This is a genomic window from Rhizobium sp. NRK18 (genome assembly GCF_024385575.1).
Lineage (GTDB): Bacteria > Pseudomonadota > Alphaproteobacteria > Rhizobiales > Rhizobiaceae > JANFMV01.
On record NZ_JANFMV010000001.1, the window covers coordinates 237,430 to 262,280 of the forward strand.

The 24,851-nt window shown below is 62.5% G+C and carries 26 protein-coding genes; 14 read left to right on the forward strand and 12 right to left on the reverse strand.

All coding sequences use genetic code 11. The annotated features are described in order from the left end of the window. Positions 1-14 precede the first annotated feature (14 nt). The 4 genes from NN662_RS01020 (at position 15) to xth (ending at position 6,021) form a co-directional block, all read left to right on the forward strand. Positions 15-1,355 (forward strand): ammonium transporter, encoded by a 1,341-nt coding sequence (locus NN662_RS01020; RefSeq protein WP_261928456.1) that lies wholly within the window; start codon positions 15-17, stop codon positions 1,353-1,355. A 295-nt stretch (positions 1,356-1,650) separates the two neighbouring features. Next, entirely contained in the window at positions 1,651-4,359 is a 2,709-nt protein-coding gene (locus NN662_RS01025) for an FtsK/SpoIIIE family DNA translocase (protein ID WP_261928457.1), read from the forward strand. A 94-nt stretch (positions 4,360-4,453) separates the two neighbouring features. After that, a complete protein-coding gene (locus NN662_RS01030) occupies positions 4,454-5,092 on the forward strand; it encodes an outer membrane lipoprotein carrier protein LolA (protein WP_261928458.1) in 639 nt (212 codons plus the stop codon). A gap of 125 nt (positions 5,093-5,217) precedes the next feature. After that, a complete protein-coding gene (gene xth / locus NN662_RS01035) occupies positions 5,218-6,021 on the forward strand; it encodes an exodeoxyribonuclease III (RefSeq protein WP_261928459.1) in 804 nt (267 codons plus the stop codon). 12 nt (positions 6,022-6,033) lie between these two features. On the opposite strand, the gene NN662_RS01040 is transcribed toward xth, so the two are convergent. Then, entirely contained in the window at positions 6,034-6,489 is a 456-nt protein-coding gene (locus NN662_RS01040) for a cyclic nucleotide-binding domain-containing protein (protein WP_261928460.1), read from the reverse strand. A gap of 12 nt (positions 6,490-6,501) precedes the next feature. After that, positions 6,502-7,185: a response regulator transcription factor gene (locus NN662_RS01045; RefSeq protein WP_261928461.1), complete on the reverse strand. Its 684-nt coding sequence runs from the start codon at positions 7,183-7,185 to the stop codon at positions 6,502-6,504. 136 nt (positions 7,186-7,321) lie between these two features. Between NN662_RS01045 and NN662_RS01050 the strand changes: the two genes are divergently transcribed. Further along, positions 7,322-7,885, forward strand: a complete 564-nt coding sequence (locus tag NN662_RS01050; RefSeq protein WP_410010954.1) for a L,D-transpeptidase — start codon at positions 7,322-7,324, stop codon at positions 7,883-7,885. A 6-nt stretch (positions 7,886-7,891) separates the two neighbouring features. Here NN662_RS01050 and NN662_RS01055 read toward each other — a convergent pair whose 3' ends face one another. Next, the gene (locus NN662_RS01055) at positions 7,892-8,398 is read right to left on the reverse strand and encodes a SixA phosphatase family protein (RefSeq protein ID WP_261928462.1); all 507 of its coding nucleotides are present in this window, start codon (positions 8,396-8,398) and stop codon (positions 7,892-7,894) included. 163 nt (positions 8,399-8,561) lie between these two features. Here NN662_RS01055 and NN662_RS01060 point away from each other — a divergent pair, with 163 nt between their 5' ends. Continuing rightward, positions 8,562-9,392: an aldo/keto reductase gene (locus tag NN662_RS01060; RefSeq protein ID WP_261928463.1), complete on the forward strand. Its 831-nt coding sequence runs from the start codon at positions 8,562-8,564 to the stop codon at positions 9,390-9,392. 14 nt (positions 9,393-9,406) lie between these two features. Here the strand turns inward: NN662_RS01060 and NN662_RS01065 are convergent, their stop codons facing one another. Next, positions 9,407-9,805: a DUF2794 domain-containing protein gene (locus tag NN662_RS01065; RefSeq protein ID WP_261928464.1), complete on the reverse strand. Its 399-nt coding sequence runs from the start codon at positions 9,803-9,805 to the stop codon at positions 9,407-9,409. A gap of 298 nt (positions 9,806-10,103) precedes the next feature. Continuing rightward, on the reverse strand, positions 10,104-10,832 hold the full coding sequence (locus NN662_RS01070) for a DUF1223 domain-containing protein (RefSeq protein WP_261928465.1): 729 nt from the start codon (positions 10,830-10,832) through the stop codon (positions 10,104-10,106). 115 nt (positions 10,833-10,947) lie between these two features. Here NN662_RS01070 and NN662_RS01075 point away from each other — a divergent pair, with 115 nt between their 5' ends. Then, positions 10,948-11,493 carry a cupin domain-containing protein gene (locus tag NN662_RS01075; RefSeq protein ID WP_261928466.1) on the forward strand — a complete coding sequence of 182 codons (546 nt, stop codon included), beginning with the start codon at positions 10,948-10,950 and terminating at the stop codon, positions 11,491-11,493. Between the two features lie 3 nt (positions 11,494-11,496). On the opposite strand, the gene NN662_RS01080 is transcribed toward NN662_RS01075, so the two are convergent. Further along, positions 11,497-12,375, reverse strand: a complete 879-nt coding sequence (locus NN662_RS01080) for a GGDEF domain-containing protein (protein WP_261928467.1) — start codon at positions 12,373-12,375, stop codon at positions 11,497-11,499. A gap of 263 nt (positions 12,376-12,638) precedes the next feature. Here NN662_RS01080 and NN662_RS01085 point away from each other — a divergent pair, with 263 nt between their 5' ends. Together NN662_RS01085 and NN662_RS01090 are read left to right on the forward strand one after the other, a co-directional pair. Beyond that, positions 12,639-13,007, forward strand: a complete 369-nt coding sequence (locus tag NN662_RS01085) for an ArsR/SmtB family transcription factor (RefSeq protein ID WP_261928468.1) — start codon at positions 12,639-12,641, stop codon at positions 13,005-13,007. Then, complete coding sequence (locus NN662_RS01090) at positions 13,004-13,537, forward strand: SRPBCC family protein (RefSeq protein ID WP_261928469.1); 534 nt, start codon at positions 13,004-13,006, stop codon at positions 13,535-13,537. The genes NN662_RS01085 and NN662_RS01090 overlap by 4 nt, the downstream gene beginning before the upstream one ends. Positions 13,538-13,669: 132 nt before the next feature. Here NN662_RS01090 and acnA read toward each other — a convergent pair whose 3' ends face one another. Next, positions 13,670-16,357 carry an aconitate hydratase AcnA gene (acnA, locus tag NN662_RS01095; protein WP_261928470.1) on the reverse strand — a complete coding sequence of 896 codons (2,688 nt, stop codon included), beginning with the start codon at positions 16,355-16,357 and terminating at the stop codon, positions 13,670-13,672. Between the two features lie 289 nt (positions 16,358-16,646). On the opposite strand from acnA, the gene ccmA reads away from it, so the two are divergent. The 5 genes from ccmA (at position 16,647) to NN662_RS01120 (ending at position 19,766) form a co-directional block, all read left to right on the forward strand. Further along, positions 16,647-17,288 (forward strand): heme ABC exporter ATP-binding protein CcmA, encoded by a 642-nt coding sequence (gene ccmA / locus NN662_RS01100; protein WP_261928471.1) that lies wholly within the window; start codon positions 16,647-16,649, stop codon positions 17,286-17,288. 184 nt (positions 17,289-17,472) lie between these two features. After that, a complete protein-coding gene (ccmB, locus tag NN662_RS01105) occupies positions 17,473-18,132 on the forward strand; it encodes a heme exporter protein CcmB (protein ID WP_261928472.1) in 660 nt (219 codons plus the stop codon). Positions 18,133-18,201: 69 nt separating this feature from the next. Next, complete coding sequence (locus tag NN662_RS01110) at positions 18,202-18,963, forward strand: heme ABC transporter permease (protein WP_261928473.1); 762 nt, start codon at positions 18,202-18,204, stop codon at positions 18,961-18,963. 13 nt (positions 18,964-18,976) lie between these two features. Then, positions 18,977-19,147 carry a heme exporter protein CcmD gene (gene ccmD, locus NN662_RS01115; protein WP_261928474.1) on the forward strand — a complete coding sequence of 57 codons (171 nt, stop codon included), beginning with the start codon at positions 18,977-18,979 and terminating at the stop codon, positions 19,145-19,147. A 1-nt stretch (position 19,148) separates the two neighbouring features. Next, complete coding sequence (locus NN662_RS01120) at positions 19,149-19,766, forward strand: DsbE family thiol:disulfide interchange protein (RefSeq protein WP_261928475.1); 618 nt, start codon at positions 19,149-19,151, stop codon at positions 19,764-19,766. Positions 19,767-19,770: 4 nt separating this feature from the next. Here the strand turns inward: NN662_RS01120 and NN662_RS01125 are convergent, their stop codons facing one another. From NN662_RS01125 to dapF, 5 genes are all read right to left on the reverse strand, one after another. Then, positions 19,771-20,361 carry a DUF2585 domain-containing protein gene (locus tag NN662_RS01125; protein ID WP_261928476.1) on the reverse strand — a complete coding sequence of 197 codons (591 nt, stop codon included), beginning with the start codon at positions 20,359-20,361 and terminating at the stop codon, positions 19,771-19,773. Continuing rightward, positions 20,358-21,011: a septation protein A gene (locus NN662_RS01130; protein ID WP_261928477.1), complete on the reverse strand. Its 654-nt coding sequence runs from the start codon at positions 21,009-21,011 to the stop codon at positions 20,358-20,360. The genes NN662_RS01125 and NN662_RS01130 overlap by 4 nt, the downstream gene beginning before the upstream one ends. Positions 21,012-21,072: 61 nt before the next feature. After that, a complete protein-coding gene (gene ftsY, locus NN662_RS01135; RefSeq protein ID WP_261928478.1) occupies positions 21,073-22,617 on the reverse strand; it encodes a signal recognition particle-docking protein FtsY in 1,545 nt (514 codons plus the stop codon). A gap of 23 nt (positions 22,618-22,640) precedes the next feature. Next, positions 22,641-23,915 carry a tRNA (N(6)-L-threonylcarbamoyladenosine(37)-C(2))-methylthiotransferase MtaB gene (gene mtaB / locus NN662_RS01140; RefSeq protein ID WP_261928479.1) on the reverse strand — a complete coding sequence of 425 codons (1,275 nt, stop codon included), beginning with the start codon at positions 23,913-23,915 and terminating at the stop codon, positions 22,641-22,643. Beyond that, a complete protein-coding gene (gene dapF / locus NN662_RS01145; protein ID WP_261928480.1) occupies positions 23,912-24,820 on the reverse strand; it encodes a diaminopimelate epimerase in 909 nt (302 codons plus the stop codon). Before dapF ends, mtaB begins: the two co-directional genes overlap by 4 nt. Positions 24,821-24,851: the final 31 nt, after the last annotated feature.

Consider the following 24,851-nt stretch of genomic DNA (forward strand, 5'->3'; position numbering starts at 1 on the left):
GGGGTTTTCTCACTATGTCGTTTTCCAAAATTTCTTCCATTCTCGGCCGTGTAAGCCTTGCTTCCGCCGCCCTTCTTGCGCCCGTCGTAGCCGTTGCCCAGGATGCCGCAGCCGCCGCTCCCGTTCCGGACAAGGGCGACACCGCCTTCATGTTCCTCAGCACCCTGCTCGTGCTGTTCATGATCATTCCGGGCCTCGCCCTGTTCTATGGCGGCCTGCTGCGCACCAAGAACATGCTGTCCATGCTCATGCAGTGCACGGTCGTCGCCTGCACGGTCATGATCATCTGGGTTCTCTACGGCTATTCGTTCGCTTTCGGCGGCGGCACCAGCGCCTTCTGGGGCGGCACCGCCAAGATGTTCCTCGCCGGCGTGACGCCGGAGACGACGTCTGCGACCTTCTCGGACGCGGTCATTCCGGAATACATCTTCATGCTGTTCCAGATGACCTTCGCAGCCATCACCCCGGCCCTGATCCTCGGCGCCTTTGCTGAGCGCATTAAGTTCGGCGCTGCCGTTCTGTTCTGCGCCCTGTGGGTCACCTTCGTATACTTCCCGGTCGCCCACATGGTCTGGGACGGCTCGGGCCTGATCTTCAACGTCGGCGCTCTCGACTTCGCCGGCGGTACGGTCGTTCACATCAACGCCGGCGTTGCCGGTCTGATCGGCGCCCTGATGATCGGCAAGCGCGAAGGCCTCGGCCGCGACATGATGGCTCCGCACTCGCTGACGATGACCTTCATCGGCGCTGCCATGCTGTGGTTCGGCTGGTTCGGCTTCAACGCCGGCTCCAACCTCGAAGCTTCGGGCGGTGCGATGCTCGCTGCCGTCAACACCTTCGTCGCCACGGCAACCGCAACGCTCTCCTGGTCGCTCGTCGAAAAGATGACCCGCGGCAAGGCTTCGATGCTGGGCGCAGCGTCCGGCATGATCGCCGGCCTCGTTGCCGTCACCCCGGCTTGCGGCACCATCGGCCCGATGGGTGCGATCGTCCTCGGCGCGCTGGTTTCTCCGCTCTGCTACTTCTTCGTATCGGTTGTGAAGAACAAGTTCGGCTATGACGACACCGCAGACGTCTTCGGCGTCCACGGCGTTGGCGGCATGTTCGGTGCGCTTGCAACCGGCGTCCTGACCTCGTCGGCTCTCGGCGGCGTTGGTTATGCCGACGGCGTCACCATGGGCGGCCAGCTTTACTCCCAGGCGTTCGGCGTCGTCGTCACGATCCTGTGGACGGGTATCGGCTCTGCCGTCCTGTTCAAGATCACCGATATCGTAATCGGCCTGCGCGTAGCACCGGAAGCAGAGCGCGAAGGTCTCGACCTCTCGTCGCACGGCGAAGCAGCCTATCACTCCTAATGCCTGGACGGCGCGGCCTTGGCCGCGCCGTCTGCACATCTGCAATAAGCGGTTCCGGTTCACCCGGAGCTTCCTTGCCCGGGCCTCTAATAAAGGTCCGGGTCTTTTTTTGCCCTCCGGCTCGCCTCGCATGCATGGTTAATGTCGCATTAACCGCCGTGGTTTACGGTCCCTATCATATCCCGGAATCCGGGCTGGGGTCTCGAGATCGTGCCGTCGCCGCCGCAACCATGCGGACCGCCATAGGCATGCTCGCCCCCACCCGACCGTTTTTGAGTAAAAGTGGATTGTAGGTATGGGCAGAAGCACTTCGGCAGCAATGGACAGTCGCGCGGATCGGTTTTCCCTCTCCGGGTTCGCCCTGCGGCAGGTGAAGACCTTTGCCGGGCTCGGCATCTTCATCGCGCTGGCACTGGCGGTCGCCGCGCTGGCGACATGGAACGTGGACGATCCAAGCCTGTCCTATGCGACTGATAACCGGCCGACGAATATTCTCGGTTCCATGGGTGCGGTGTTCGCCGATCTGGTCATGCAGTCCCTCGGCCTTGCCAGCGTCTTCGCCCTGCTGCCGGTACTCTCCTGGTCGCTGGCGCTGATCGCCGGCCGTCCGGTCAATCGCGTTCCGGCTCGCGTCATCGCCTGGATTGTCGGCTCCATTCTGGTTGCCGCAGTCGTCGGCTGCTTCCCGGCGCCGGTCACCTGGCCCATTCCCAACGGAACCGGCGGCTTCCTCGGCGACATGATCCTGCGTTTCCCTGCCTTGTTCGTTGGAAGCTATCCGACCGGCACCTTCGCCATGGTGCTCGCCACCATCTTTGCGGTACCGGCCCTGTGGCTCTATGCCTTTGCCGCCGGCTTCGTCGGCAAGGAAGCCCCGGTCCGCGAAGAGCGTGTCGAAATGCCGAGCGCCAAGCCGCAGGCACGGACCATCGCCCAGAGCAGCCTCGACGACGACGAGGATGAAGACGACGACCGCGAAGGAACGGGTCTTCTGGCGCTCGGAGCGCTCGCCCACTATGCCTACACCGTCCGCGCCTGGTTCTCCCGCCGCCTTGGCATGAAGTTCCGCCGCGGCGGCTCCACCTTCGATCCGGGTGAGCCCTACGACTTCAACGACGAGGAATTCGCGACGCTGAACGCGCCGCCGGTCGTCGAGCCCGAAGTGCGCGGCGGCTTCGACCGCCGCGAACCGGAACTCGACGCTGGATATGTCCCAGCAGCACGCCAGGTGGTGTCCGCGCCGTCGATCTCGGTCGATGACGAGGACGAGTATGACGACGATCCGCCGTTCGATGTGGAGCCGCAGCGGGTGGCGCCGCGCATCCAGTCCCAGCCGGCGCCTTCGCCCGCCCGCGTTGCTCCGGCGACACCTGCCGCCGCCGCTCCCTCCGTTGCCCGTGTTGTTGCGCCTGCCGCCGCACCGAAGCCCGGCAACCGCCTGGTGCGCGAGGCACAGCGTTCCTTCATCGATGCGGACGGCTTCCAGCTGCCGAGCGTCCATCTTCTGGCCGAGCCGAAGAGCATAGCGCGCGATGTGACGCTTTCTCCCGAAGCGCTGGAACAGAATGCCCGCATGCTGGAAGGCGTGCTGGAAGACTTCGGCGTCAAGGGCGAGATCATCCACGTTCGCCCCGGCCCCGTCGTCACGCTCTATGAACTGGAGCCGGCGCCCGGCATCAAGTCGTCGCGCGTCATCGGCCTCGCCGACGACATTGCCCGCTCGATGAGCGCGATCTCGGCCCGTGTCGCCGTCGTTCCGGGCCGCAATGCGATCGGCATCGAACTGCCGAACCAGAAGCGCGAAACGGTGTATCTGCGTGAACTGATCGCCAGCCGCGATTTCGAAAGCAGCAAGGCGAAGCTCGCCATGGCGCTCGGCAAGACGATCGGCGGCGAAAGTGTCATCGCCGACCTCGCAAAGATGCCGCACCTGCTCGTTGCCGGTACCACCGGCTCCGGCAAGTCCGTTGCCATCAACACCATGATCCTGTCGCTGCTCTACCGCATGTCGCCGGAACAGTGCCGGTTGATCATGATCGACCCGAAGATGCTGGAACTCTCCGTCTATGACGGCATTCCGCATCTGCTGTCGCCGGTGGTTACCGATCCGAAGAAGGCGGTCGTCGCGCTGAAATGGACCGTGCGGGAGATGGAAGACCGCTACAAGAAGATGTCCAAGATCGGCGTGCGCAATATCGATGGCTTCAACAGCCGCGTCGAGCAGGCGCTGGCCAAGGGCGAGCAGATTACCCGCACCGTGCAGACCGGCTTCGATCGCGAAACGGGCGAGGCGATCTATGAGACGGAAGAGTTCGACCTGCAGCCCATGCCCTATATCGTGGTTATCATCGACGAAATGGCCGACCTGATGATGGTCGCCGGCAAGGATATCGAAGGCGCGGTGCAGCGTCTGGCGCAGATGGCGCGTGCCGCCGGCATTCACGTCGTCATGGCGACGCAGCGTCCGTCGGTCGACGTCATCACCGGTACGATCAAGGCGAACTTCCCGACCCGCATCTCCTTCCAGGTGACGTCGAAGATCGACAGTCGCACCATTCTCGGAGAACAGGGTGCCGAACAGCTGCTCGGCATGGGCGACATGCTCTACATGGCCGGCGGCGGCCGCATCCAGCGTGTCCACGGCCCGTTCGTCTCGGACACCGAAGTCGAGGAGATCGTCGGCTATCTGAAGACGCAGGGCGCTCCGGAATACCTCGATGCCATCACTGCCGACGACGAAGATGACGATCAGGGTGGCGGTCCGTCCGGTACGTCCAACCTCGCCGATTCGGACGATCCCTACGATCAGGCGGTCGCCATCGTTCTCCGCGACGGCAAGGCCTCGACGTCCTACGTCCAGCGGCGACTGGGCATCGGCTACAACCGCGCCGCATCGCTGATCGAGCGCATGGAGCAGGAGGGCATCATCGGTCCGGCGAACCACGCCGGCAAGCGTGAGATCCTGGTGCCGACGGAGCGGGATATCATCGAAGGCCACAACTGATCGCGGACACGAAAAGGTGAGGCGGGCGCCTTGCCGATGTCACGAAGAAGCCTAGTTTCGTTGGCAAACGGTGGGTCTGTGCAAGGAAAACGATATGAAAAACACAAAAAGTCTTCCGGATTATAGTCTTACCCGGCGTCAGTTCGCAGGAAGCCTGGCCGCTGCTGCCGTGCTGGCGTCTGTCCGTCCGACCTTCGCTGCGACGGCGGACGAAGCCTCCGCCCAGAAGATCGCCGATCATTTTTCTTCCGTCAAAACTATGATGGGCGAATTCGTGCAGTTCGGCCCGCGCGGCGACCAGACCGGCGGCAAGTTCTATATCGAGCGTCCGGGCAAGCTCAGGTTCAACTATGCCGACCCGTCGCCGATGCGCGTCATTTCCGATGGCAAGGCAGTTGTCATAGGCAACATGAAGCTTGGCACATGGGAGCTCTATCCGCTCTCGAAGACCCCGCTCAGCCTGCTGCTCGCCGATCACATCGACCTGTCCGACGACATGGTCCGAGGTGTGAAGACGGAAAAGGACCTGACGACGATCGTCATGGGCAACAAGACCGTCTTCGGCGATTCGACGATCACCATGATGTTCGATCCCAAGACCTACGACCTGCGTCAGTGGACGATCCGCGACGCGCAGGGCAAGGACACGACGGTGATGATCATCAATGTCCAGACCGGTGTCGATTTCGGCCGGCGGGTATTCGAGATTCCCTATGACGAGGTTCGTCGCTGATCGCTGCGCGGTTTCGACGACGCCCCTGTGGATAAGAGGCGGTGCGCCACATGGCTGCACCGCCTTTTCTGTTCAAGGCCGGCAAATTTGCCTAAACCGTTGGGACAATCCGACGAGGCCTGCCCATGACACTTTCGATCACCACCTGGAACATCAATTCCGTACGGCTGCGCATGCCGATCGTCGAGCAGTTCCTCAATGCCTATCAGCCGGATATCATCTGCCTGCAGGAGACGAAGTGCTCCAATGACCAGTTTCCGTCCAAGCCGCTGAAGGCACTCGGCTATCAGCATCTCGCGATCCACGGCCAGAAGGGCTATCACGGCGTGGCGATCGCCTCCCGCATACCGATCACCGAAATCGTCAGCCGCGATTACTGCCAGGTCGGCGATGCGCGGCACGTGTCCGTCATTTTCGAGAAGGCGGGCCGCAAGATCCGCCTGCACAATTTTTATGTGCCGGCCGGCGGCGACGAGCCGGACCGGTCGATCAATCCGAAGTTTGGTCACAAGCTCGATTTCGTCGAGGAGATGAAGCTGCTGCACGCGGAGGCGGATGAAGGCGTCTCGTCCATTCTCGTCGGCGATCTCAACATTGCGCCGTTTGAGGAAGACGTCTGGTCGCACAAGCAGCTTCTGAAGATCGTCAGCCACACGCCGGTCGAGACCGAAGGCCTTCTGGAAGTCATGCGGAAGGGCGCCTGGGTCGACCTGATGCGCCAGCACGTGCCGATGACGGAGAAGCTCTACACCTGGTGGAGCTACCGGGCCAAGGACTGGGAGGCGGCCAATCGCGGCCGGCGGCTCGATCACATCTGGTCATCGGCGGATCTGGCGCCGGCACTGGCGCGGGTCGATGTGTTGAAGGAAGCGCGGGGCTGGGACCGGCCGTCCGACCACGTGCCGGTTACGGCGCACTTCGATATGTGAGCGGATAGACCGTTACTGGAAGCGATGCCGCATCGAGGCGATGCGGCCGATCAGGGCGCTGAAGTTTTCCCGGAGGCGCTGCTCGACGATGGCGCCGATATCCGGATATTCCTCGACCAGCCGATAGAAGAGGGCGCGGGATATCTTCAGGAGCTCGCAGTCCTCCCGCGCCACGGCGGTCAGCTTACGGCTGACCGCTGATATCAGCGCCAGTTCCGAAATCAGCGATCCCGGCAGCGCGACGGCCTGTTCTTCCTGATTTCCGGCGCGGTCGACCGCAATCATCTGCAGGCTGCCGTGGACGATCACATAGGCGCAGTCGGCCGGTTCATTCTGTCGGAAAAGAACGCCGCCGGCGCTTAACTGCAGGTGTTCGGCGCCGAACGCGATCAGCCGCAGCTGGTCGCCGTTCAGGCCCTTGAACAGCGGCACTTTCGACAGAATGTTGATATCGGTGTTGAGCGCCATTCAGCGGGGATCCTACGGTACGATCTTGTAACCGCCGTTTTCGGTTACGAGAATTTCCGCATTGGAAGGATCGCGCTCGATTTTCTGGCGCAGGCGATAGACGTGGGTCTCCAGCGTATGGGTGGTGACGCCGGAGTTGTAGCCCCAGACCTCTTCCAGCAGCACATCGCGGGTGACGACCTTCTGTTCCGCCCGATAGAGGAAGCGGATGATCGCCGCTTCCTTTTCCGTCAGCCGGATCTTCTTGCCGGCTTCGTCGGTCAGGAGTTTCTGGCTCGGCTTGAAGAGATAGGGCCCGATGTTGAAGGTCGCGTCCTCGCTCTGCTCGTGCTGGCGCAATTGGGCGCGGATGCGGGCCAGCAGGACGGCAAAGCGGAACGGCTTGGTGACGTAGTCGTTGGCGCCGGCTTCCAGGCCGAGGATGGTGTCTGCGTCGGTGTCATGGCCGGTCAGCATGATGATCGGCGCCTTGAAACCACCCTTGCGCAAGAGCTTGACCGCCTCGCGGCCATCCATGTCCGGCAGGCCGACATCCATGACAAGGAGATCGACCGGATTGGCGCGTGCAGTCTGGATGCACTTCGTTGCCGTTGCTTCCTGAAGGATGTTGAACTCGTCATAAAGGGAGAGCTGTTCCGTCAGCGTCTCCCTGAGATCGTCATCGTCATCGACCAGCAAGATGGTACGGGCTGTCATGCGTGCGCCTTTTCTCGAGCAATGGCTGACCGCCGGACGAAAAGTCGTTCTGGCAAATCAGGGAATGGTGTACCGGTTTTTGCGGGATAAGGCAAAATGCCTGTCCCAATTGAGGAGCCAGCAAGGGCGAAAGTCTGTGAACAAACGGGTCAATACAGCCGGCGGAATGATAAAGCCAAGACAAAACAGCGTGATCACCGTCCGTCGCAGTCCGCTCGATGCGCGCCGCGGTCTCCTTAGACTGGAGCATTTGACTGTCCCAACGGCCCTTGGACGATCCGGGATCGGCAGCGGCAAGCGCGAGGGCGATGGCAAGACGCCTCGGTCGGCGATGCGGCTTCTCTACGGCTTTTATCGCGTCGACCGTATCGCGCGGCCTGCAACCCGACTGCCGATGCTGGCGCTGAAGCCGGGCATGCTATGGTGCGACGCGCCGAACCATCCGGCTTATAACAGCATGGTGACTGGCCCGCTTTCGGCAAGCCACGAGACGCTGATGCGCGACGATCATCTATACGATGTCTGCCTCGTCATGGACTGGAACATCCAGTGCCGCAAGCGCGGCGGCGGCTCGGCGATCTTCCTACATCTCGCGCGCCCCGGATACAGCCCGACGGAAGGCTGCGTCGCCGTCAGCCTTCCGGACATGCGCCGACTGTTGTCCATTGCCCGCTATGGAACTGTCGTGAAGGTGTTATGAGGCTCGCTAGGGCAGGCCGCGGGGCGTGACAAAGCGTTCCAGCCGGCCCGTACCAGCCGCCAGGTTCAGCCAGTCCGAATCGACGAAATCGATGACGGCCAGGCCCGCGGTCGGGAATTTCCGGGTGAGATCTTCCGTCGCCTCGCCATCACCAAGCAGCGCCAGCGCGAGATCCTGAAGTCCCGGATTGTGCCCGATCACCAGCAGGCACGCGCAGCGCGGTGTCTGGCTTCGGATGACATTGGCGACGCGCTCTGCCGGGGCTTCGTAGAGATCGCGTGCATATCCGGCGTCAGGCTCTCCTGCGATATGCGGCTGAAGCAGCGACCACGTCTGACGAGTGCGCACGGCCGTCGAGACGATCACCCGATCCGGCATCAGGGCTTCCCGGGCCATATATGCGCCCATTGCCGGCGCGGCCTTTTGACCGCGCGGTGCGAGCGGTCGCTCGTGGTCGTCGATCCCTTCGGGCCATGCGGATTTGGCGTGGCGCAACAGCATCAGTCGTGGCATTGAATACCTCTCGTTCCAACCTTGATCAGGATTTGCGCCAGGGGTTACCAAATTCCTGTCTTGCCCTAGGTATAGGGTCGATCTGAAATCCCTGCCGGCGTCAATCCGACTGCCGGTGCCACCATTCCGGTGGAAAACTCAAGAGACAATCTGGAGGATCAGCATGAGCAGTCAACCAACAATCGCGCTCAATGACGGCAATTCCATTCCGCAGGTGGGCCTCGGCGTCTGGCAGACGCCGGACGAGACGGCAGCACCTGCCGTGCGTGCGGCAATCGAAGCGGGTTATCGCCATGTCGATACGGCGGCGGTCTATGAAAACGAGCGCGGCGTGGGTGAAGGTCTCAAGACATCCGGCATCGCACGGTCGGAAATCTTCCTGACGACCAAGCTCTGGAATGATCGTCAGGGCTATGATTCGACGATGAAGGCCTTCGATGAAAGCCTGCAGCGGCTCGGGACCGACTATGTCGACCTCTATCTCATTCATTGGCCGTCGCCGCATCGCGGTCTCTTCGGCGACACATGGAAGGCTTTCGTCAAGCTCAAGGAAGAAGGTCGTGTCCGTTCGATCGGCGTGTCGAATTTCGGGGCCGAGCATCTGAAGCAGATCATTTCGGAAACCGGTGTCACGCCGGTGCTCAATCAGGTCGAACTGCATCCGGATTTCCAGCAGCGCGCCCTTCGCAACGTGCATTCCGCGCTCGGCATCGCCACCGAATCCTGGAGCCCGCTGGGGCAGGGCAAGCTCTTGTCGCATGACACGATTGCCGGCATCGCCGAGAAGCATGGCCGCACAGCGGCGCAGATCATCATCCGCTGGCATATCGAGAACGGCCTGGTGGTCATTCCGAAGTCGGTCAATCCGGACAGAATCGCCGAGAATTTCAAGGTATTCGATTTCTCGCTGGATGCCGACGACATGGCGACGCTGGACGGTCTCGATTCGGCGTCCGCCCGCATCGGACCGGACCCGGTAACCGCCACGTTCTGATCGCCGGGAAAGGCCTACTTGTCGACGAGCTTCAGGACCTTGTCGAAGACTTTCAGAACCTGCTGCAATTCATGGCCGCGTTTGAGGATGCGGCCATCGGTGTTGATCACCGAATACGCGCCCTGCTTGGCTGCAAGCTTCGGGTTCTTCTCGACGCGGTAGAGCGGCAGTTCGCCGGACCGCTTGAAGATCGAAAAGACGGCGCGGTCCTTCAGGTGATCGATTGCGTAATCGCGCCACTCGCCTTCACCGACCATGCGGCCGTAGATCCGGAGGATCAGATCGAGTTCGCGGCGGTGGAAGGTAACAGGGAGCGGGTCCTTGGCCTTGCGGTACTCCTGGAGATCGACAACGATCGACGCATCGCCCGACATGGTCTGTGAGCGGTAAGGCCCTTCTGTCGAATCAGTCATATCTCTCCCGCGGCGTGAACATGACAACGTCATGTCAGTTTGCCCCAGATGCTGCAAAATGCAAGGGGAGCGATCATTGCCGCAACGGCGGGGCGGGTGAGGCCGATTAATCGCTGACACGCCGCATTTCAGTCAAAACTCAGCCGCATTTCGGGGTGACAGTATCCATGTTGCCTGGCGCCCTAGCGCCAATCATGGTCCGGTCCTGGTTCATTGCCCCCAACCCCAGCCCCAAAATGAGCCAAGGCCGGACCACTTCATTTCAGGTCCGCGGCAATACCTTCAGTGACAATCAGCTTCAGTTTTTCGCCATCACGGTGGTCGCGCCGAGAATGGCGCGTGGCGTGCCGTCGTCGGCATATTTCTGCAGCAGCACAGCGCAGCCATTGCCCTTGACGTTCTTGAACACGCTTTTCGGCAGGCTGATCTTCAGGTCGCTGCCATTCCACATGCCGACCGTCTGCACGTCGGTGACGCTGTGCCAGTAGGTGATCGACTGGCCGCTGTTTTCGCCGGCCTTGATCTCGACGGTGTTCCTGTCGTTGAAATAGACGACGACGACATCGGCCTTGCCGGAGCCGGCTCCGATCTCGATGTCGAGCTCATCCCCGTTCATGACAGCGCGAACCGGAACGGTCATGCCTTTGCCATCGGCCTTCTGCTCCGCCAGCTTGGCGTTTATGCCCGGTACGTCCGAGCCGATGATGTGGTCGCGGCCGTTGAGGATCGCCTGCGGCGTGTAGACGCCGCTGCGACCGAGCATCTTGGCGTAGCCGTATTGGCGTGCCGTGAAGGCGGGAGCGCTCATCGTGTCGGGCCAGCCGAGCGAGTTCCAGTAGTCGACGTGATAGGAGAGCCCGACCACGTCGCCCTGCTGGATCAGCTTGCCGAGCGCCGCATCGGCAGGCGGACAGGAAGAGCACCCCTGAGAGGTAAACAGCTCCACCACACCCTTTGGTGCGCTCTCGGCATTTGCCAATCCGCCCGACAGCAGAATCGCCGCCAGTGCAGTCCAAATCGTCTTCATGTCTATTCCCTGCGAGGCGCGTCCGGCGCTGCCTCTTCTGTCTAGATGATTATCCTGAACATAGTGAAGCCGGGCTTCAACAGGAATTCACTTTGGGGTGAGCAGGACGCGATAAATGCTGGATTCCGCTGCCTTGCACGCGGCGCGTCGATCGTCCACCTTCGGCGAAAGTCCGAAACCCCGTGATAAAGGCCGAGCCGCCATGCCCGTCATCCGTCTTGCCGATGCCATTGTTGAACGCTCCGATCCCGCCAGACCCGATCCGGAGCTCGGGACCTATTGGGCGGCGCTCTTCAGCGACACCGGTGGTCTCACGCAGTTCGGGGCGTTTCTGGAAGTGCTGGCGCCCGGTTCCAAGTCGTCGCACCAGCACTGGCACGAATGCGAGGACGAGTTCGTTTACATGCTGGACGGTGAAGTCACTCTGGTCGAGGGTGATGGCGAGGTGGCGATGCGGCCCGGCGATGCCGCGACCTTCAAGGCCGGCGTGGCGCTGGGCCACCGGCTGGAAAACCGTTCGGCCGCCGAAGCGCGGTATCTGGTGGTCGGCACCCGCTCGCCGGACGACGTGGTGCATTATTCAACCAAGGACCTGCTGCTGACAAAAACCGCCGGCAAAAAGGTCCTGACCGACCGCGCCGGAAATCCGGTGAAGCGATAGTCGTCAGTCTTCGACATTGGTTTCGCAGTGCTCTTCCGGCAGGCTTCCCGGCATGCGCGCCCGGATTGTCCGGTTTCGCCCGGCCGCCTTGGCGGCATAGAGCGCCTCGTCGGCGCGCTTGAAGATGTCGTGTATCTGTTCCTCGCCTGACGTCTCGCACACTCCGAAACTTGCCGTGATGCCGCCGCGCGGCAAGGGCTCCATCCGCACGTCTTCGAGCGCCTTCCTCACCCGCTCGGCAATTCGCCAGCCCTCTTCCAGCGATGTCTCCGGCAGGACCAGGCAGAATTCCTCGCCGCCAAAGCGGGCGGCGATGTCGAAGCTGCGCAGGCTGCCTTTGAGTACCTCTCCTGTGGCGGTCAGCGCGCCGTCGCCGGCATCATGACCGTGGCGATCGTTGATCGTCTTGAAATTGTCGAGGTCGAGCAGAACGACCGACAAGGGCTTGCCGCTTCTTGCGGCCTTGGCGATCTCCTCCTGCAATCTTTCCGTCAGCCAGCGGCGGTTGCCGAGGCCGGTGAGGTCGTCGGAGAGCGCCTGCTGGCTCAATTTCCTGACCGTCGACCCGATTTCGAGGGTCATGGATGTGATCGCGTCGGACAGAATGCCGATTTCGTCCCGCCTGCCGCCGTGCATGCCTTTCCATCCGGGACCGCCGGCCTGGTGGGCGCTGAGCGCCGATGCCATGGCGCGCAAGGGGCGAAGATAGAGGTTGAGGATGACGAGGCAGCAGACCGTACCGAGCAGTGTCGCCCCGGTCAGCAATACGAGGATGCCTTTTGCCCTGGGTTCGTCGTCGAACGACAGATAGGCGATGGTGGCAATCAGGGGCAGATGAATGCAGACGAAACAGGTGGCGAATATCTTCAGTGTCAGTGACATGCGAAGGATGCGCGTGGCCGGACTCAAAACTGGCATGCTATGCTCGTGACCTTCCCGTGTTCTCTTTCGTCCCAATCCCTGCCGCCGCTGCAACCTAGGCACGGGTATTTACCGAAATGCTAATGTAGTACGGGCAGTTTTAGCGATCGGTTCATTGTTTTCATCTCTCCCCAGTCATCCTCCGGCGAGCCATCGTTCGCAGCATCAGTGCAATATTAAACCATATGGTTGACTATTGGCGGTGACCCTGTATATTCAACCGTATGGTTAAGCAAACAGACCCCCAACTCGATATCGTCTTCCATGCCCTTGGCGACGCCACGCGCCGCCGGATGCTCGGCGATCTGATCGACGGCGAGAAGACCGTGAGCCAGCTCGCGGAACCCTTCTCGATGTCGCTCGCCGCGGCCTCGAAACACATCAAGGCGCTGGAAAATGCCGGACTCATCCGCCGTGAAGTGCGCGGGCGGGTCCATATCTGCCGCCTCGATCCTGGCCCGCTCGCATCCGCCAGCCGATGGCTGAGCGTCTACGAGCGCTTCTGGACCGGCCGCCTCGACGTGCTGGAGCAGCTCTTGCGCGAGGAAGATCAGCGCAACGCCAACGACCCCGAAAAAGGAGAGAGAGAATGACCGATGCCCCGACCCTGGATGCCTATGGCATGCTGACCGAGCCCGCGACACTGAAAATCGAACGGCTGCTTCCCGGCCCCGTCGAGCGGGTCTGGGCCTATCTCACCGACAGCGACAAGCGCCGGCAATGGCTTGCTGCCGGGGACATGACGTTGGCGGTCGGCGCGCCGTTCAAGCTGACATGGCGCAACAACGAGCTGACCGATCCGCCGGGAAACAAGCCGGCCGATTTCGGCGACGAACACAGCATGGAGACCCGCATCACCGAGCTGCATGCGCCCTATCGGCTTGCGTTTGCCTGGGGCGAGCGGGGCGAGGTGGTGATCGATCTGGATCCGCGGGGCGACAAGGTGCTGCTGACGCTGGTGCACAAGCGCATCTCCGACCGCAGGAACGAAGTTATGATCGGCGCCGGCTGGCACGCCCATCTCGACATCCTCGCCGCCCGGATTTCGGGCACCCGGCCGGAGCCCTTCTGGGATCACTGGCTCGCGCTGAAGGAGGAGTATGAGGCGCGGATTCCGAAGTGAGGCCGATGCTGAAAACACAAACAGCGATGTCCAACAAAAAACCGCCGGGTGATTTCTCGCCCGGCGGTTTTGTTATTCATGGGTCTCTCCTTATCCCCGGAACAGGCCCGGGGATGGAGGATGCCGTTTGTCTCAGGCGGCCAGCTGGCGGAGAACCGTCTGCAGGATGCCGCCGTTGTTGACGTAGGTGACTTCGTCGAGCGTGTCGATGCGGCAGATGATCGGGATATCCTTCACCGTGCCGTCGCCATAGGTGACCTTGGCGATCTTCTTCTCGCGCGGCTTGACGCCGTCGAGGCCTTCGATCGATACGGTCTCGTCGCCCTTCAGGCCGAGGCTTTCCCAGGTCGTGCCTTCCTCGAAGACGAAGGGCACGATGCCCATGCCGACAAGGTTGGAGCGGTGGATACGCTCGAAGGACTGGGCGATGACGGCGCGGACGCCCAAGAGGTTGGTGCCCTTGGCAGCCCAGTCACGCGACGAGCCGTTGCCGTACTCGACGCCGGCGAAGATGACGAGCGGAACGCCCTCTTCCTTGTACTTCATGGCCGCATCGTAAATCGACATCTCTTCCTTCGACGGGTAGTGGATGGTGTAACCACCTTCCTTGCCGTTCGGGCCGAGCATGTGGTTGCGGATGCGGATGTTGGCAAACGTGCCGCGCATCATGACTTCATGGTTGCCGCGGCGCGTGCCGTACTGGTTGAAGTCGGCCACGCCGACGCCATGCTCGGTGAGGTAGGCACCGGCCGGCGATGCCGCCTTGATGGAGCCTGCCGGCGAGATGTGGTCGGTGGTGATCTTGTCGCCGAAGAGACCGAGGACGCGGGCGCCCTTGATGTCGGTGACGCCAGCGGCCTTCATGCCCATGCCGACGAAGTAGGGCGGGTTCTGCACGTAGGTCGAATCATTGTCCCAGGTGTAGGTCTGGCCCGACGGTGCCTGCACGGCCTGCCAGTTCTCGTCACCCTTGAAGACGTCGGCGTACTTGGCCGCGTAAAGCTCGCGGGTCACGTACTTCATGACGAATTCCTGGATTTCCTTCGACGACGGCCAGATGTCCTTCAGATAGACCGGGCCGTCCTTGCCTTCGCCGATCGGCTCGGAGGTCAGGTCCATCTGGACCGAACCGGCGAGCGCGTAGGCGACGACGAGCGGCGGGGAGGCCAGGTAGTTTGCCTGGACGTCCGGGGACACGCGGCCTTCGAAGTTGCGGTTGCCGGAGAGAACGCCGGCGGCAATCAGGCCCTTGTCGTTGATCGTCTTCGAGATCGGACCCGGCAGCGGGCCGGAGTTGCCGATGCAGGTCGTGCAGCCGAAGCCGACGAGGTTGAAGCCCAGCGTATCGAGGTCCTTCTGCAGACCCGAATTGGCGAGGTATTCGGCAACCACCTGCGATCCCGGTGCGAGCGAGGTCTTGACCCACGGCTTGGTCTTCAGGCCCTTGGCAACGGCGTTGCGGGCGAGAAGGCCGGCGGCGATCAGAACGCTCGGGTTCGACGTGTTGGTGCAGGAGGTGATCGCGGCAATCGCGACGTCGCCATGACCGAGATCGTAGTCGGTGCCTTCAACCGCGTAGCGATTGGAGAGCTGGCCCGGCTTCTTGTAGTCGTTCTCGAGAGCGGTCGCGAAGTTCGGTGCGATCGTTTCGAGCGGCAGGCGGCCTTCCGGACGCTTCGGGCCGGCCATGGACGGGACGACGTCGCCGAGGTCGAGTTCCAGCGTGTCGGTGAAGACGAGGTCGGAGCCGTCGCCTTCGCGCCACATGCCCTGAGCCTTGGAATAGGCTTCAACGAGCGCGATGCGCTCCTCGGTGCGGCCGGACATGGTCAGGTAGTTGACCGTTTCTCCGTCGACCGGGAAGAAGCCGCAGGTCGCGCCGTATTCCGGACCCATGTTGCCGATCGTTGCGCGGTCGGCGAGCGTCATGTTGTCGAGGCCGGGGCCGAAGAATTCGACGAACTTGGAAACAACGCCCTTCTTGCGCAGCATCTGAACGACGGTCAGGACGAGGTCGGTTGCCGTGCAGCCTTCCTTGAGCTTGCCGGTCAGCTTGAAGCCGATGACTTCCGGCAGCAGCATGGAAACTGGCTGGCCGAGCATAGCGGCTTCGGCTTCGATGCCGCCCACGCCCCAGCCGAGAACGCCGAGACCGTTGATCATCGTGGTGTGGCTGTCGGTGCCGACGCAGGTGTCGGGGTAGGCGACGGTGTCGCCGTCCTCGTCCTTCGTCCAGACGGTCTGGCCGAGATATTCGAGGTTGACCTGGTGACAGATGCCGGTGCCGGGCGGAACCACGCGGAAGTTTTCAAACGCCTGCTGGCCCCACTTCAGGAAGCGGTAGCGCTCGCCGTTGCGCTGGTATTCCAGCTCGACGTTGCGGGCGAATGCGGTGGGGGTGCCGAATTCGTCGACGATGACCGAGTGGTCGATGACGAGGTCGACGGGAACGAGCGGGTTGATCTTTTCCGGATCGCCGCCGAGGTTGACCATTGCGTCGCGCATGGCGGCGAGGTCGACGACGGCCGGCACGCCGGTGAAGTCCTGCATCAGGACGCGGGCCGGGCGGTAGGCGATTTCATGTTCCGTCTTGCCCTTGTTGGCAAGCCAGGCGGCGACAGCTTCGATGTCGGCTTTGGTGACCGAGCGGCCGTCTTCGTTGCGAAGCAGGTTTTCCAGAAGAACCTTCATGGAATAGGGAAGCTTCGAAACGCCGGCGAGACCGTTGGCCTCGGCTTTCGGGATCGAGAAATAGACATAGTCCTTGCCGTTGACGGACAAGGTGGTGCGACAATTGAAACTGTCCAGTGATTTAGCCACGGATAGAACCCCGCTTCGTCTGATCAGCCAAAACTGACGTGCGAACGCCCGGCGCATTTGATGCGCAAATGGGATGCGGGTGCGACCATTTCCGCTGTCCGCACGTGAGAACCAGAAAGGTTTTCATGTTCGGCGCTTGGATAATGAACACGCCGGCCGCTGGCGTGGTTGCGGGCGTTATAGATAATTTCTAAGAAAGGTGCCAGACCAATAAGCGGTCAATTTCTATAATTTTTTGCAATGCGCAAAATCGCTTGCCGCAGGACCGAGACAGGATACGCCTTCGCTCATGAAGCTCACCGTCGAAAATGTTTCCGCCCGGCGCGGGGAGGATTTGCTGTTCCGCAATATCGCGTTCGAACTGCAATCCGGCGAGGCGCTGCTGCTGACCGGCAAGAACGGTTCGGGAAAGTCGACGCTCATCCGCGTGCTGGCGGGCCTCATCCGGCCGGAGACGGGGAGTGTCGTCTTTACCGGCATCGACGGTTCGACCGAGCATCCGCTTCGGGAGGCGAGCCATTATCTCGGCCACCGCAATGCCATGAAGCAGGAACTGACGGTCGAGGAGAACCTCCGCTTCTGGCAATCCTTCATGGGCGATTTCGACGGAAACATGCGCACGGACATCCGTGCCGCTGCCGAAGTCATCGGTCTGTCGGGTATCCTGCATCTTCCCTACGGCTATCTGTCGGCGGGGCAGCAAAGGCGCTTCGCCATGGCGAGGCTCATCACCGCCTACCGGCCGGTCTGGCTTCTCGACGAACCGACGGCGGCACTCGATGCAAGCGCCGACCAGATGTTCGCCCGTCTCGTCGAAACCCATCTCGCCATCGGCGGCATAGTGATCGCCGCCACGCACCAGCCGCTCGGGCTCAAGGATACCAAGGAGCTGACGATGAAGGGGTTCGAGTATCTGGAGGGGGAGGATTGATCTTGGCCAGCTTTTCACTTGCCGCCAAAAGACCCTCTCTGCCCTGCCGGGCATCTCCCCCACGAGGGGGGAGAAGACTTGCGGCGGCGCATTACGCCGCCACAAGCGTTGTGTCTGGGGTAAGCCCCTCCCCCTTGTGGGGAGGGGTTGGGGAGGGGCCTTCGCCAAAAGGATTTGCACATCCATGACCGCTCTCTTCCTGCGCGATCTGAAACTGTCGATCCGGGCCGGCGGCGGGGCGCTGATCGGCATCCTGTTTTTCCTGACGGTGGTTGCCGTCATTCCGTTCGGGGTCGGGCCCGATCTCAATCTGCTTTCGCGAATCGGGCCGGCGATCATCTGGATCGGCGCTCTGCTGGCAGCACTTCTCGGCCTCGACCGGCTGTTCCAGGCCGACCGTGACGACGGATCGCTCGACCTCATCCTCATGCAGGAAACGCCGCTGGCGCTGACCGTCTTCGTCAAGTGCCTGGCGCACTGGGCAGCGACCGTTCTGCCGCTGGTCATCGCCTCTCCGCTGCTCGGTCTGTTCATGAACATGAGCGAGACGGCGATCGCGGCGGCTTTCGTCACGCTGCTCGTAGGGTCGCCGGCGATCACCTTCATCGGTGCGGTCGGGGCGGCTGTCGCCGTGGCGCTGCCGCGCGGTGGTCTGCTCGTCTCCATCCTCGTGCTGCCGCTGACGATCCCGGTCTTGATCTTCGGCGTATCGGCGACCTATGCGGCCGTGGAAGACCCGGCGCCCTTCCTGCCGCCGTTCATGTTCCTGACCGCGATCATGTTGTTCTTTGCGGCAATCGGTCCGCTTGGCGCGGCGCTGGCGCTCCGGCATGCTGCCGACTAACGCGGATTTGAACGCCAGGCTTGACCAGGATCAATTGCGGGGCTTCCCGTATCGGGGTATGAAGCGGCCATGAACGGAACAAGCCTCTCCCTTTCCAAGATCGGCGATCTCGCCAACCCGACCCGCTTTCTGGCGCTGGCGACACGGCTCATTCCGTGGCTGGCGGTCATCACCACCGTCCTCATGGCCGTCGGGCTCTATCTGAGCTTCACGACCGAAGGCGACTACCAGCAGGGCGATACGGTCCGGATCATGTACATTCACGTGCCGGCCGCCTGGCTGTCGATGATGTGCTACACGATCATGACCCTGTCGGCGATCGGTACGCTCGTCTGGCGCCATCCGCTGGCCGATGTCGCCCACAAGACTGCCGCGCCGCTCGGGGCCGCCTTCACGCTGATCGCGCTCATTACCGGCTCCTTCTGGGGCAAGCCCATGTGGGGCACATGGTGGGTGTGGGATGCGCGGCTCACCTCGGTCTTCATCCTGTTCCTGATGTATCTCGGCCTGATCGCGCTCAACCGCGCCATGGACGATCCGTCCAAGGCAGCCAAGGTCTGCGCGGTGCTGATCCTCATCGGCTTCGTCAACATCCCGATCATCAAGTTCTCGGTCGAGTGGTGGAACACGCTGCACCAGCCGGCAAGCGTGATGCGGATGGGCGGTTCCGCAATCGATCCGGAATTCCTGTGGCCGCTGTTCACCATGGCGTTCGCCTTCACCTTCCTGTTCTTCACGCTGCACCTGATGGCAATGCGCAACGAGATCTGGCGCCGCCGCGTCTCCGCCCAGCGCCGGATTGCCGCGCGCATGGCCAACAACGGAAACTGACGGGGGAGCGCCGGTGGATCACGCGTTCTATATCTACTGGGCCTACGGCCTGACGGTTGCGATCATCGCCATCATCATCGCATGGATTTTCGCAGACGGCAGGGCGCGTCAGCGCGAATTGAAGGCGCTGGAAGCGGCCGGCATCCGCCGCCGCTCGGCGCAACAGGAAAAAGAGACCGCCTGACATGGCCGATGAAACCCAAGCTCCGAGCGAACAGCCGAAGCGCGGCTTGAGCCGCTACGTGCTCGCCCTTCTGCCGCTCGCCGTCTTCGCGGTCATTGCCGGTACGGCGGCGAAGATGCTCTATGATCAGGACGTCAACGGCAAGGACATCTCGACGATCCCGTCTGCGCTGATCGGCACGAGGGCACCCTCGCTCGCCCTGCCGCCGCTCGACGGTTCCGACCGGCCCGCGCTGACGGATGCGGCGATCAAGGGCAAGCTGACGCTTGTCAACGTCTTTGCTTCCTGGTGCGTCCCCTGCCGCCAGGAGCACCCGATCCTGATGCAGCTCGCCAATGACCAGCGGCTCAACGTCGTGGCGATCAACTACAAGGACAAGACGGACAACGCGCTGCGCTTCCTCGGCGAACTCGGCAATCCCTTTGCGGCGATCGGCGTCGATCCCAAGGGACAGGCGGCAATCGACTGGGGCGTCTACGGCATTCCGGAAAGCTATCTGGTGGCCGCCGACGGCACGATCGTCTACAAGCGCGTCGGCCCGTTTGATGACCTCAGCCTGAAGGAAGGGCTTTTCCCGGCGATCGAGAAGGCTCTCGGCGGAGCGAAGACCGGAAGCTGACCTCCTAGAGTGCCGCCTGCCATTCGCGGATGGCGTCGACTGGCCAGACCAGCATCAACACGTTCAGCGTGAGATTGTCGCGAATGATCCAGCCGGTCAGGAGCTCGAATCCGATCGCGATTACGACGGTGAGCCAGATCGGCGCCCTTGAGGCGAACAGGAAGCCGATCGCCATGGCGACGGTATCCATCACCGAGTTCAGAATGCTGTCGCCTTCATAGCCGTTGGCGATCGTTGCGGAGCGATAGCGGTCGATGATGATCGGCGAGTTTTCCAGAAGCTCCCAGGCGATCTCGACGACGGCGGCAAAGGTCAGGCGGAAGCCGAACGACCGGCGGCGGAAGATGAGATAGCCGGCGAGATAGAACAGGAAGCCGTGGATGATGTGCGACGGCGTGTACCAGTCGGAAATATGCTGGGAGTTGCCCGGCGTATTGACGCCCGGTTCGAAGAGCTTGACGTAGCCGCAGGTGCAGATCGGTACGCGGCCCATCAGATACAGGCTGATCGCCTGCGCGGCGATCAGCGCCAGAAAGACGATGAACCAGAAGCTCGCCGAATTGCTCCTTCCGGACGTCGTGCCCGCTGCGCTCACTCGGCAGCTCCGGTTTCTTCGTCCTTGGTCTCCACCGTGTGCTTCATGATCAGCGGCATCTGCGCCATCGTGAAGAGGATGGTGATCGGCATCGTGCCCCAGACCTTGAAGGCGACCCAGGTGTCGTCGGAGAAATTGCGCCAGACGACTTCATTCAGCACTGCCAGGAACAGGAAGAAAATGCCCCAGCGAATGGTGAGCTTGCGCCAACCCTCCTCCGTCAGCTCGAAGGCGGCGTTGAAGACGTAGCCGAGGAGGGTCTTGCCGAAGAAGAGGCCGCCGAGCAGGACGACGCCGAACAGCGTGTTGATGATCGTCGGCTTCATCTTGATGAAGGTTTCGTTCTGCAGGTAGATTGACAGACCGCCGAAGACGAGGACGACGATGCCGGAGACGAAGGGCATGATCGGCAGGTGGCCGACGATGATCTTCGAGCAGACGAGCGAGATGATCGTCGCGGCCATGAACAGCGCGGTGGCAACGAACAGCGGCCCGCCGAGCGCGTCGAGTGCCGGGAAAGTCTTGATCAGCCAGGCGCCGCGCAGGTTGGCAAAGAAGAAGACCATCAGCGGCCCCAGTTCAAGCGCCAGCTTGAGCAGCGGGTTTTCCTTGGTTGCGGGCCTGTTTTCGACGTTCGTCACGCTCTGCACTTCCTTGATGCTCCGCTTGATCGTGTTGATATGCGGGGCTGCTTGAAGCCCATTTTGGGCATTATGGTGTCAATCCGGCAATGGCTTCGGCAAAATCCGCCGCCTCGAAGGGCTCGAGATCGTCGACGCCTTCGCCGACGCCGATGAAATAGACCGGCAGCTTGTGCTTGGCGGCGATGGCGACGAGGATGCCGCCGCGCGCCGTGCCGTCGAGCTTGGTCATGATCAGGCCGTTGACGCCGGCGATGTTCTTGAAGATCTCGACCTGGTTCATGGCGTTCTGGCCGGTCGTCGCATCCAGCGTCTGCAGCACGGTGTGCGGCGCATCCGGATCGAGCTTGGTCAGCACGCGGACGATCTTTTCGAGCTCCGCCATCAACTCGGTCTTGTTCTGCAGCCGGCCGGCGGTGTCGATGATCAGCACGTCGGAGCCGTTCTCCTTCGCCTGCTTGAAGGCGTCGAAGGCCAGACCCGCGGCATCGGCGCCGAGCTTGGTGCCGATAAAGCCAGACTTGGTACGGTCGGCCCAGATCTTCAGCTGCTCGATCGCGGCCGCGCGGAAGGTGTCGCCGGCGGCCAGCATGACCTTGAGGCCTGCGCCGGAGAGCTTTGCGGCCAGCTTGCCGATGGTCGTCGTCTTGCCGGTGCCGTTGACGCCGACGACGAGAATGACGTGCGGCTTGTGCGACAGGTCGAGCGCCAGCGGCTTGGCGACCGGGGACAGAACCTTGGTGATCTCGCTTGCCATGATGCGCGAGACATCCTCGCCGCTCACATCCTTGCCGTAGCGTTCGGAGGCGAGCGTATCTGTAACCCGCATCGCCGTCTCGACGCCCAGATCGGCCTGGATCAACAGGTCTTCCAGTTCCTGCAGCGTGTCGTCGTCGAGCTTGCGCTTGGTAAACAGCGCGGCGATCTGCCCGGAAAGCTGCTGCGAGGTGCGGGCGAGGCCGGCACGCAGGCGCTGGAACCAGGAAAGCTTCGGCGGCGGCACGAGGGGCGCGTCCGGCTGAACGGTCTTGTCGGCGGTGGCGAAGCCCTTGGGGAGGGCGGGGGCGGAGGGTGTGGCCGCATCCTCTTCGGGCATACCCCCCTCTGTCCTGCCGGACATCTCCCCCACAGGGGGGGAGATCGAAGGGGTGGGGTCCTGCTCGTCATCGATAGTCTCAGGAGCGGCATCCGGTTCAACCGAGTCCGTTGGTGGGGCGGTGGGTTCTTCGTCTGCCGCGACGGCTGAAGAGCTAGACAGATCCTCTTCGACCGGTGATTCCGTGGGCTCGGGCTCTGCAGCCAGTTCTTCTTCCGCAACAGCTGCTAAAGGCGTGTGCGGCTCCGATGCTTGATGTTCCGATGAAGCCACATCCTCCGGCTGATCTCCCCCCTTGAGGGGGAGATGTCCCGAAGGGACAGAGGGGGGTGTCGCGTCCTCTGTGGCCGCCGTTTTAGTGGCTTCCGCCGGCGCTTCCTCGCTCGTGTCGAGGATCGCGACCGCCTCGGCTTCCGCCAGCACGTCTTCGGCGGTGACGTCGTCATGCGGCTTTTCGACCGCCTGAACCGGCTTGTCCTTGCCGAATGTGAAGACCTTCTTGATGAAACCGAGAGCCATGCAGTGTCCGTGTTATTCGATGATCAGGCCGCCGAGGCGGCGGCCGTCCTTATTTCAAGATGCTTGCCATTGTGGCCGGTGACAAGCACCGAAACGAAATCGCGCGGCATAAATTCGCCGGCGTCGGCAAGCGTGAAGTCTTCCGTATGCGCCATGCCGTTCATTTCGACGAGGATCGTCTGGCGGGTGCCGACGAGGCGGTCGAGATGGGCCGCGTGCAGACGCTCGCCGGTAAACCGCAGGCGGGCGGCGCGTTCCTTGACGAGAGCGCGGTCGAGTTGCGGCATGCGGGCGGCCGGGGTGCCGGGGCGCGGCGAATAGGGAAAGACGTGCAGATGGGCGATGCCGATCTCCTCGGCAAGGCGTTCGGCGTTTGCGAACATTTCCTCCGTTTCTGTCGGAAAGCCGGCGATCATGTCGGCGCCGAAGCTCGTTTCCGGGCGCAGTCTGCGCACATCGCGACAGAAGGCCAGCGCATCGGCGCTCGAATGCCGGCGCTTCATGCGCTTCAGGATCAGGTCGTCGCCGTGCTGCAGCGACAAATGCAGGTGCGGCATGAAGCGGGGCTCGTCGGCGATCAGATCCATCAGGTGCCGGTCTGCCTCGATGCTGTCGATCGACGACAGCCGCAGCCGGCGGATCTCCGGCACCATCTTCAGGATCGTCTTGGCGAGCAGGCCAAGCGTCGGCTCGCCCGGCAGGTCGGCGCCGTAGCTGGTCGCATCGACGCCGGTCAGCACGACCTCGCGGTAGCCGCTGTCGGCGACCTTGCGGACCTGATCGACAACCGCGCCCATCGGCACCGAGCGGGAATTGCCGCGGCCATAGGGAATGATGCAGAAGGTGCAGCGATGATCGCAGCCGTTCTGCACCTGGATGAAGGCGCGCACGTGGCCATCGATGTGCCGGACCATCTGCGGCGCGGTCTCGGTGACGCTCATGATGTCGTTGACGCGAAGCTTTTCTTCCGCCGAAACGCCGAAATCGGGAAGCGACCGGTAGGACGCGCTTTTGAGTTTTTCCTCATTGCCGAGCACGGCGTCGACCTCGGCCATGGCGGCGAAGGTGTCTTTCTCGGTCTGTGCGGCGCAACCGGTGACGATGATGCGGGCGTCGGGGTGTTCGCGGCGCTTGCGGCGGATCGCCTGGCGCGCCTGGCGGACGGCTTCACCCGTCACCGCGCAAGTGTTGATCAGCACGGCATTGTTCAGGCCGGCCTTTTCGGCCTCCGCCTTCATGACCTCGGATTCATAGGTATTGAGACGGCAGCCGAAGGTTATGACCTCGACGCCGCTCACCGCGCCTCGGCTCCATTTTCAGCGTCGCGCGACCAGTCGCCGGTCTTCGGGCTGACAGCGCCGGACCATTCCCATTCGGCGGGGCCGGTCATGATCACGTGGTTGTCGCGCTCGCGCCATTCGAGTTCGAGCACACCCGGCGGAATGGCGCTGGCGACGGCAATCGTCACCTTGCGGCCGGTGCGGCCGGTGCGCGCGGCGGAGACCGCGGTAGCACAGGCGGCTGAGCCGCAGGCGAGCGTCAGGCCGGCGCCGCGCTCCCATGTCCGCGTCGTGATGGTGGTTGGCGACGTCACCTGGGCAATGGTGATGTTGGCCTTCTCCGGAAACATCGGATGGTTTTCGAGCAGCGGGCCAAAGCGCTCGAGATCGAAGGAATTGACGTCGCGGTCTACCCAGAAGACGGCATGCGGATTGCCCATCGACATGGCCGAGGGCGAATGCAGCACCGGATTGTCGATCGGGCCGATCTGCAGTTCGATCCGGCTGGTGTCGTGAAATTCCTCGGCGAGCGGGATCTTGTCCCATTCGAAGACCGGCTCGCCCATATCGACCGAGATCAGGCCGTCCTCGTGCTCGCGGGCATTAAGGATGCCGGCGACGGTCTGGAAGGTGAATGCCTTCCTTCCGGTTTCGGCGGCGAGCGCCTGCACCACGCAGCGCGTGCCGTTTCCGCAGGCCTGCGCCTTGGTGCCGTCGGAATTCAGGATGTCGATCCAGGCGTCGGTGCCGGCCGCCTTCGGATCATGGATCGCCATGATCTGGTCGAAGCGGGTGTCGGGATCGGCATTCAGCGCAATCGCCGCCTCGGGCGTCACCTGATCCTTGCGGCCGCGCATGTCGACGACGAGGATCTTGTTGCCAAGCCCGTTCATCTTCGCAAATTCTACGCGGTCGTCAGTCATCGTTTACCGGAACCTGTTGGATTTCGGCCTG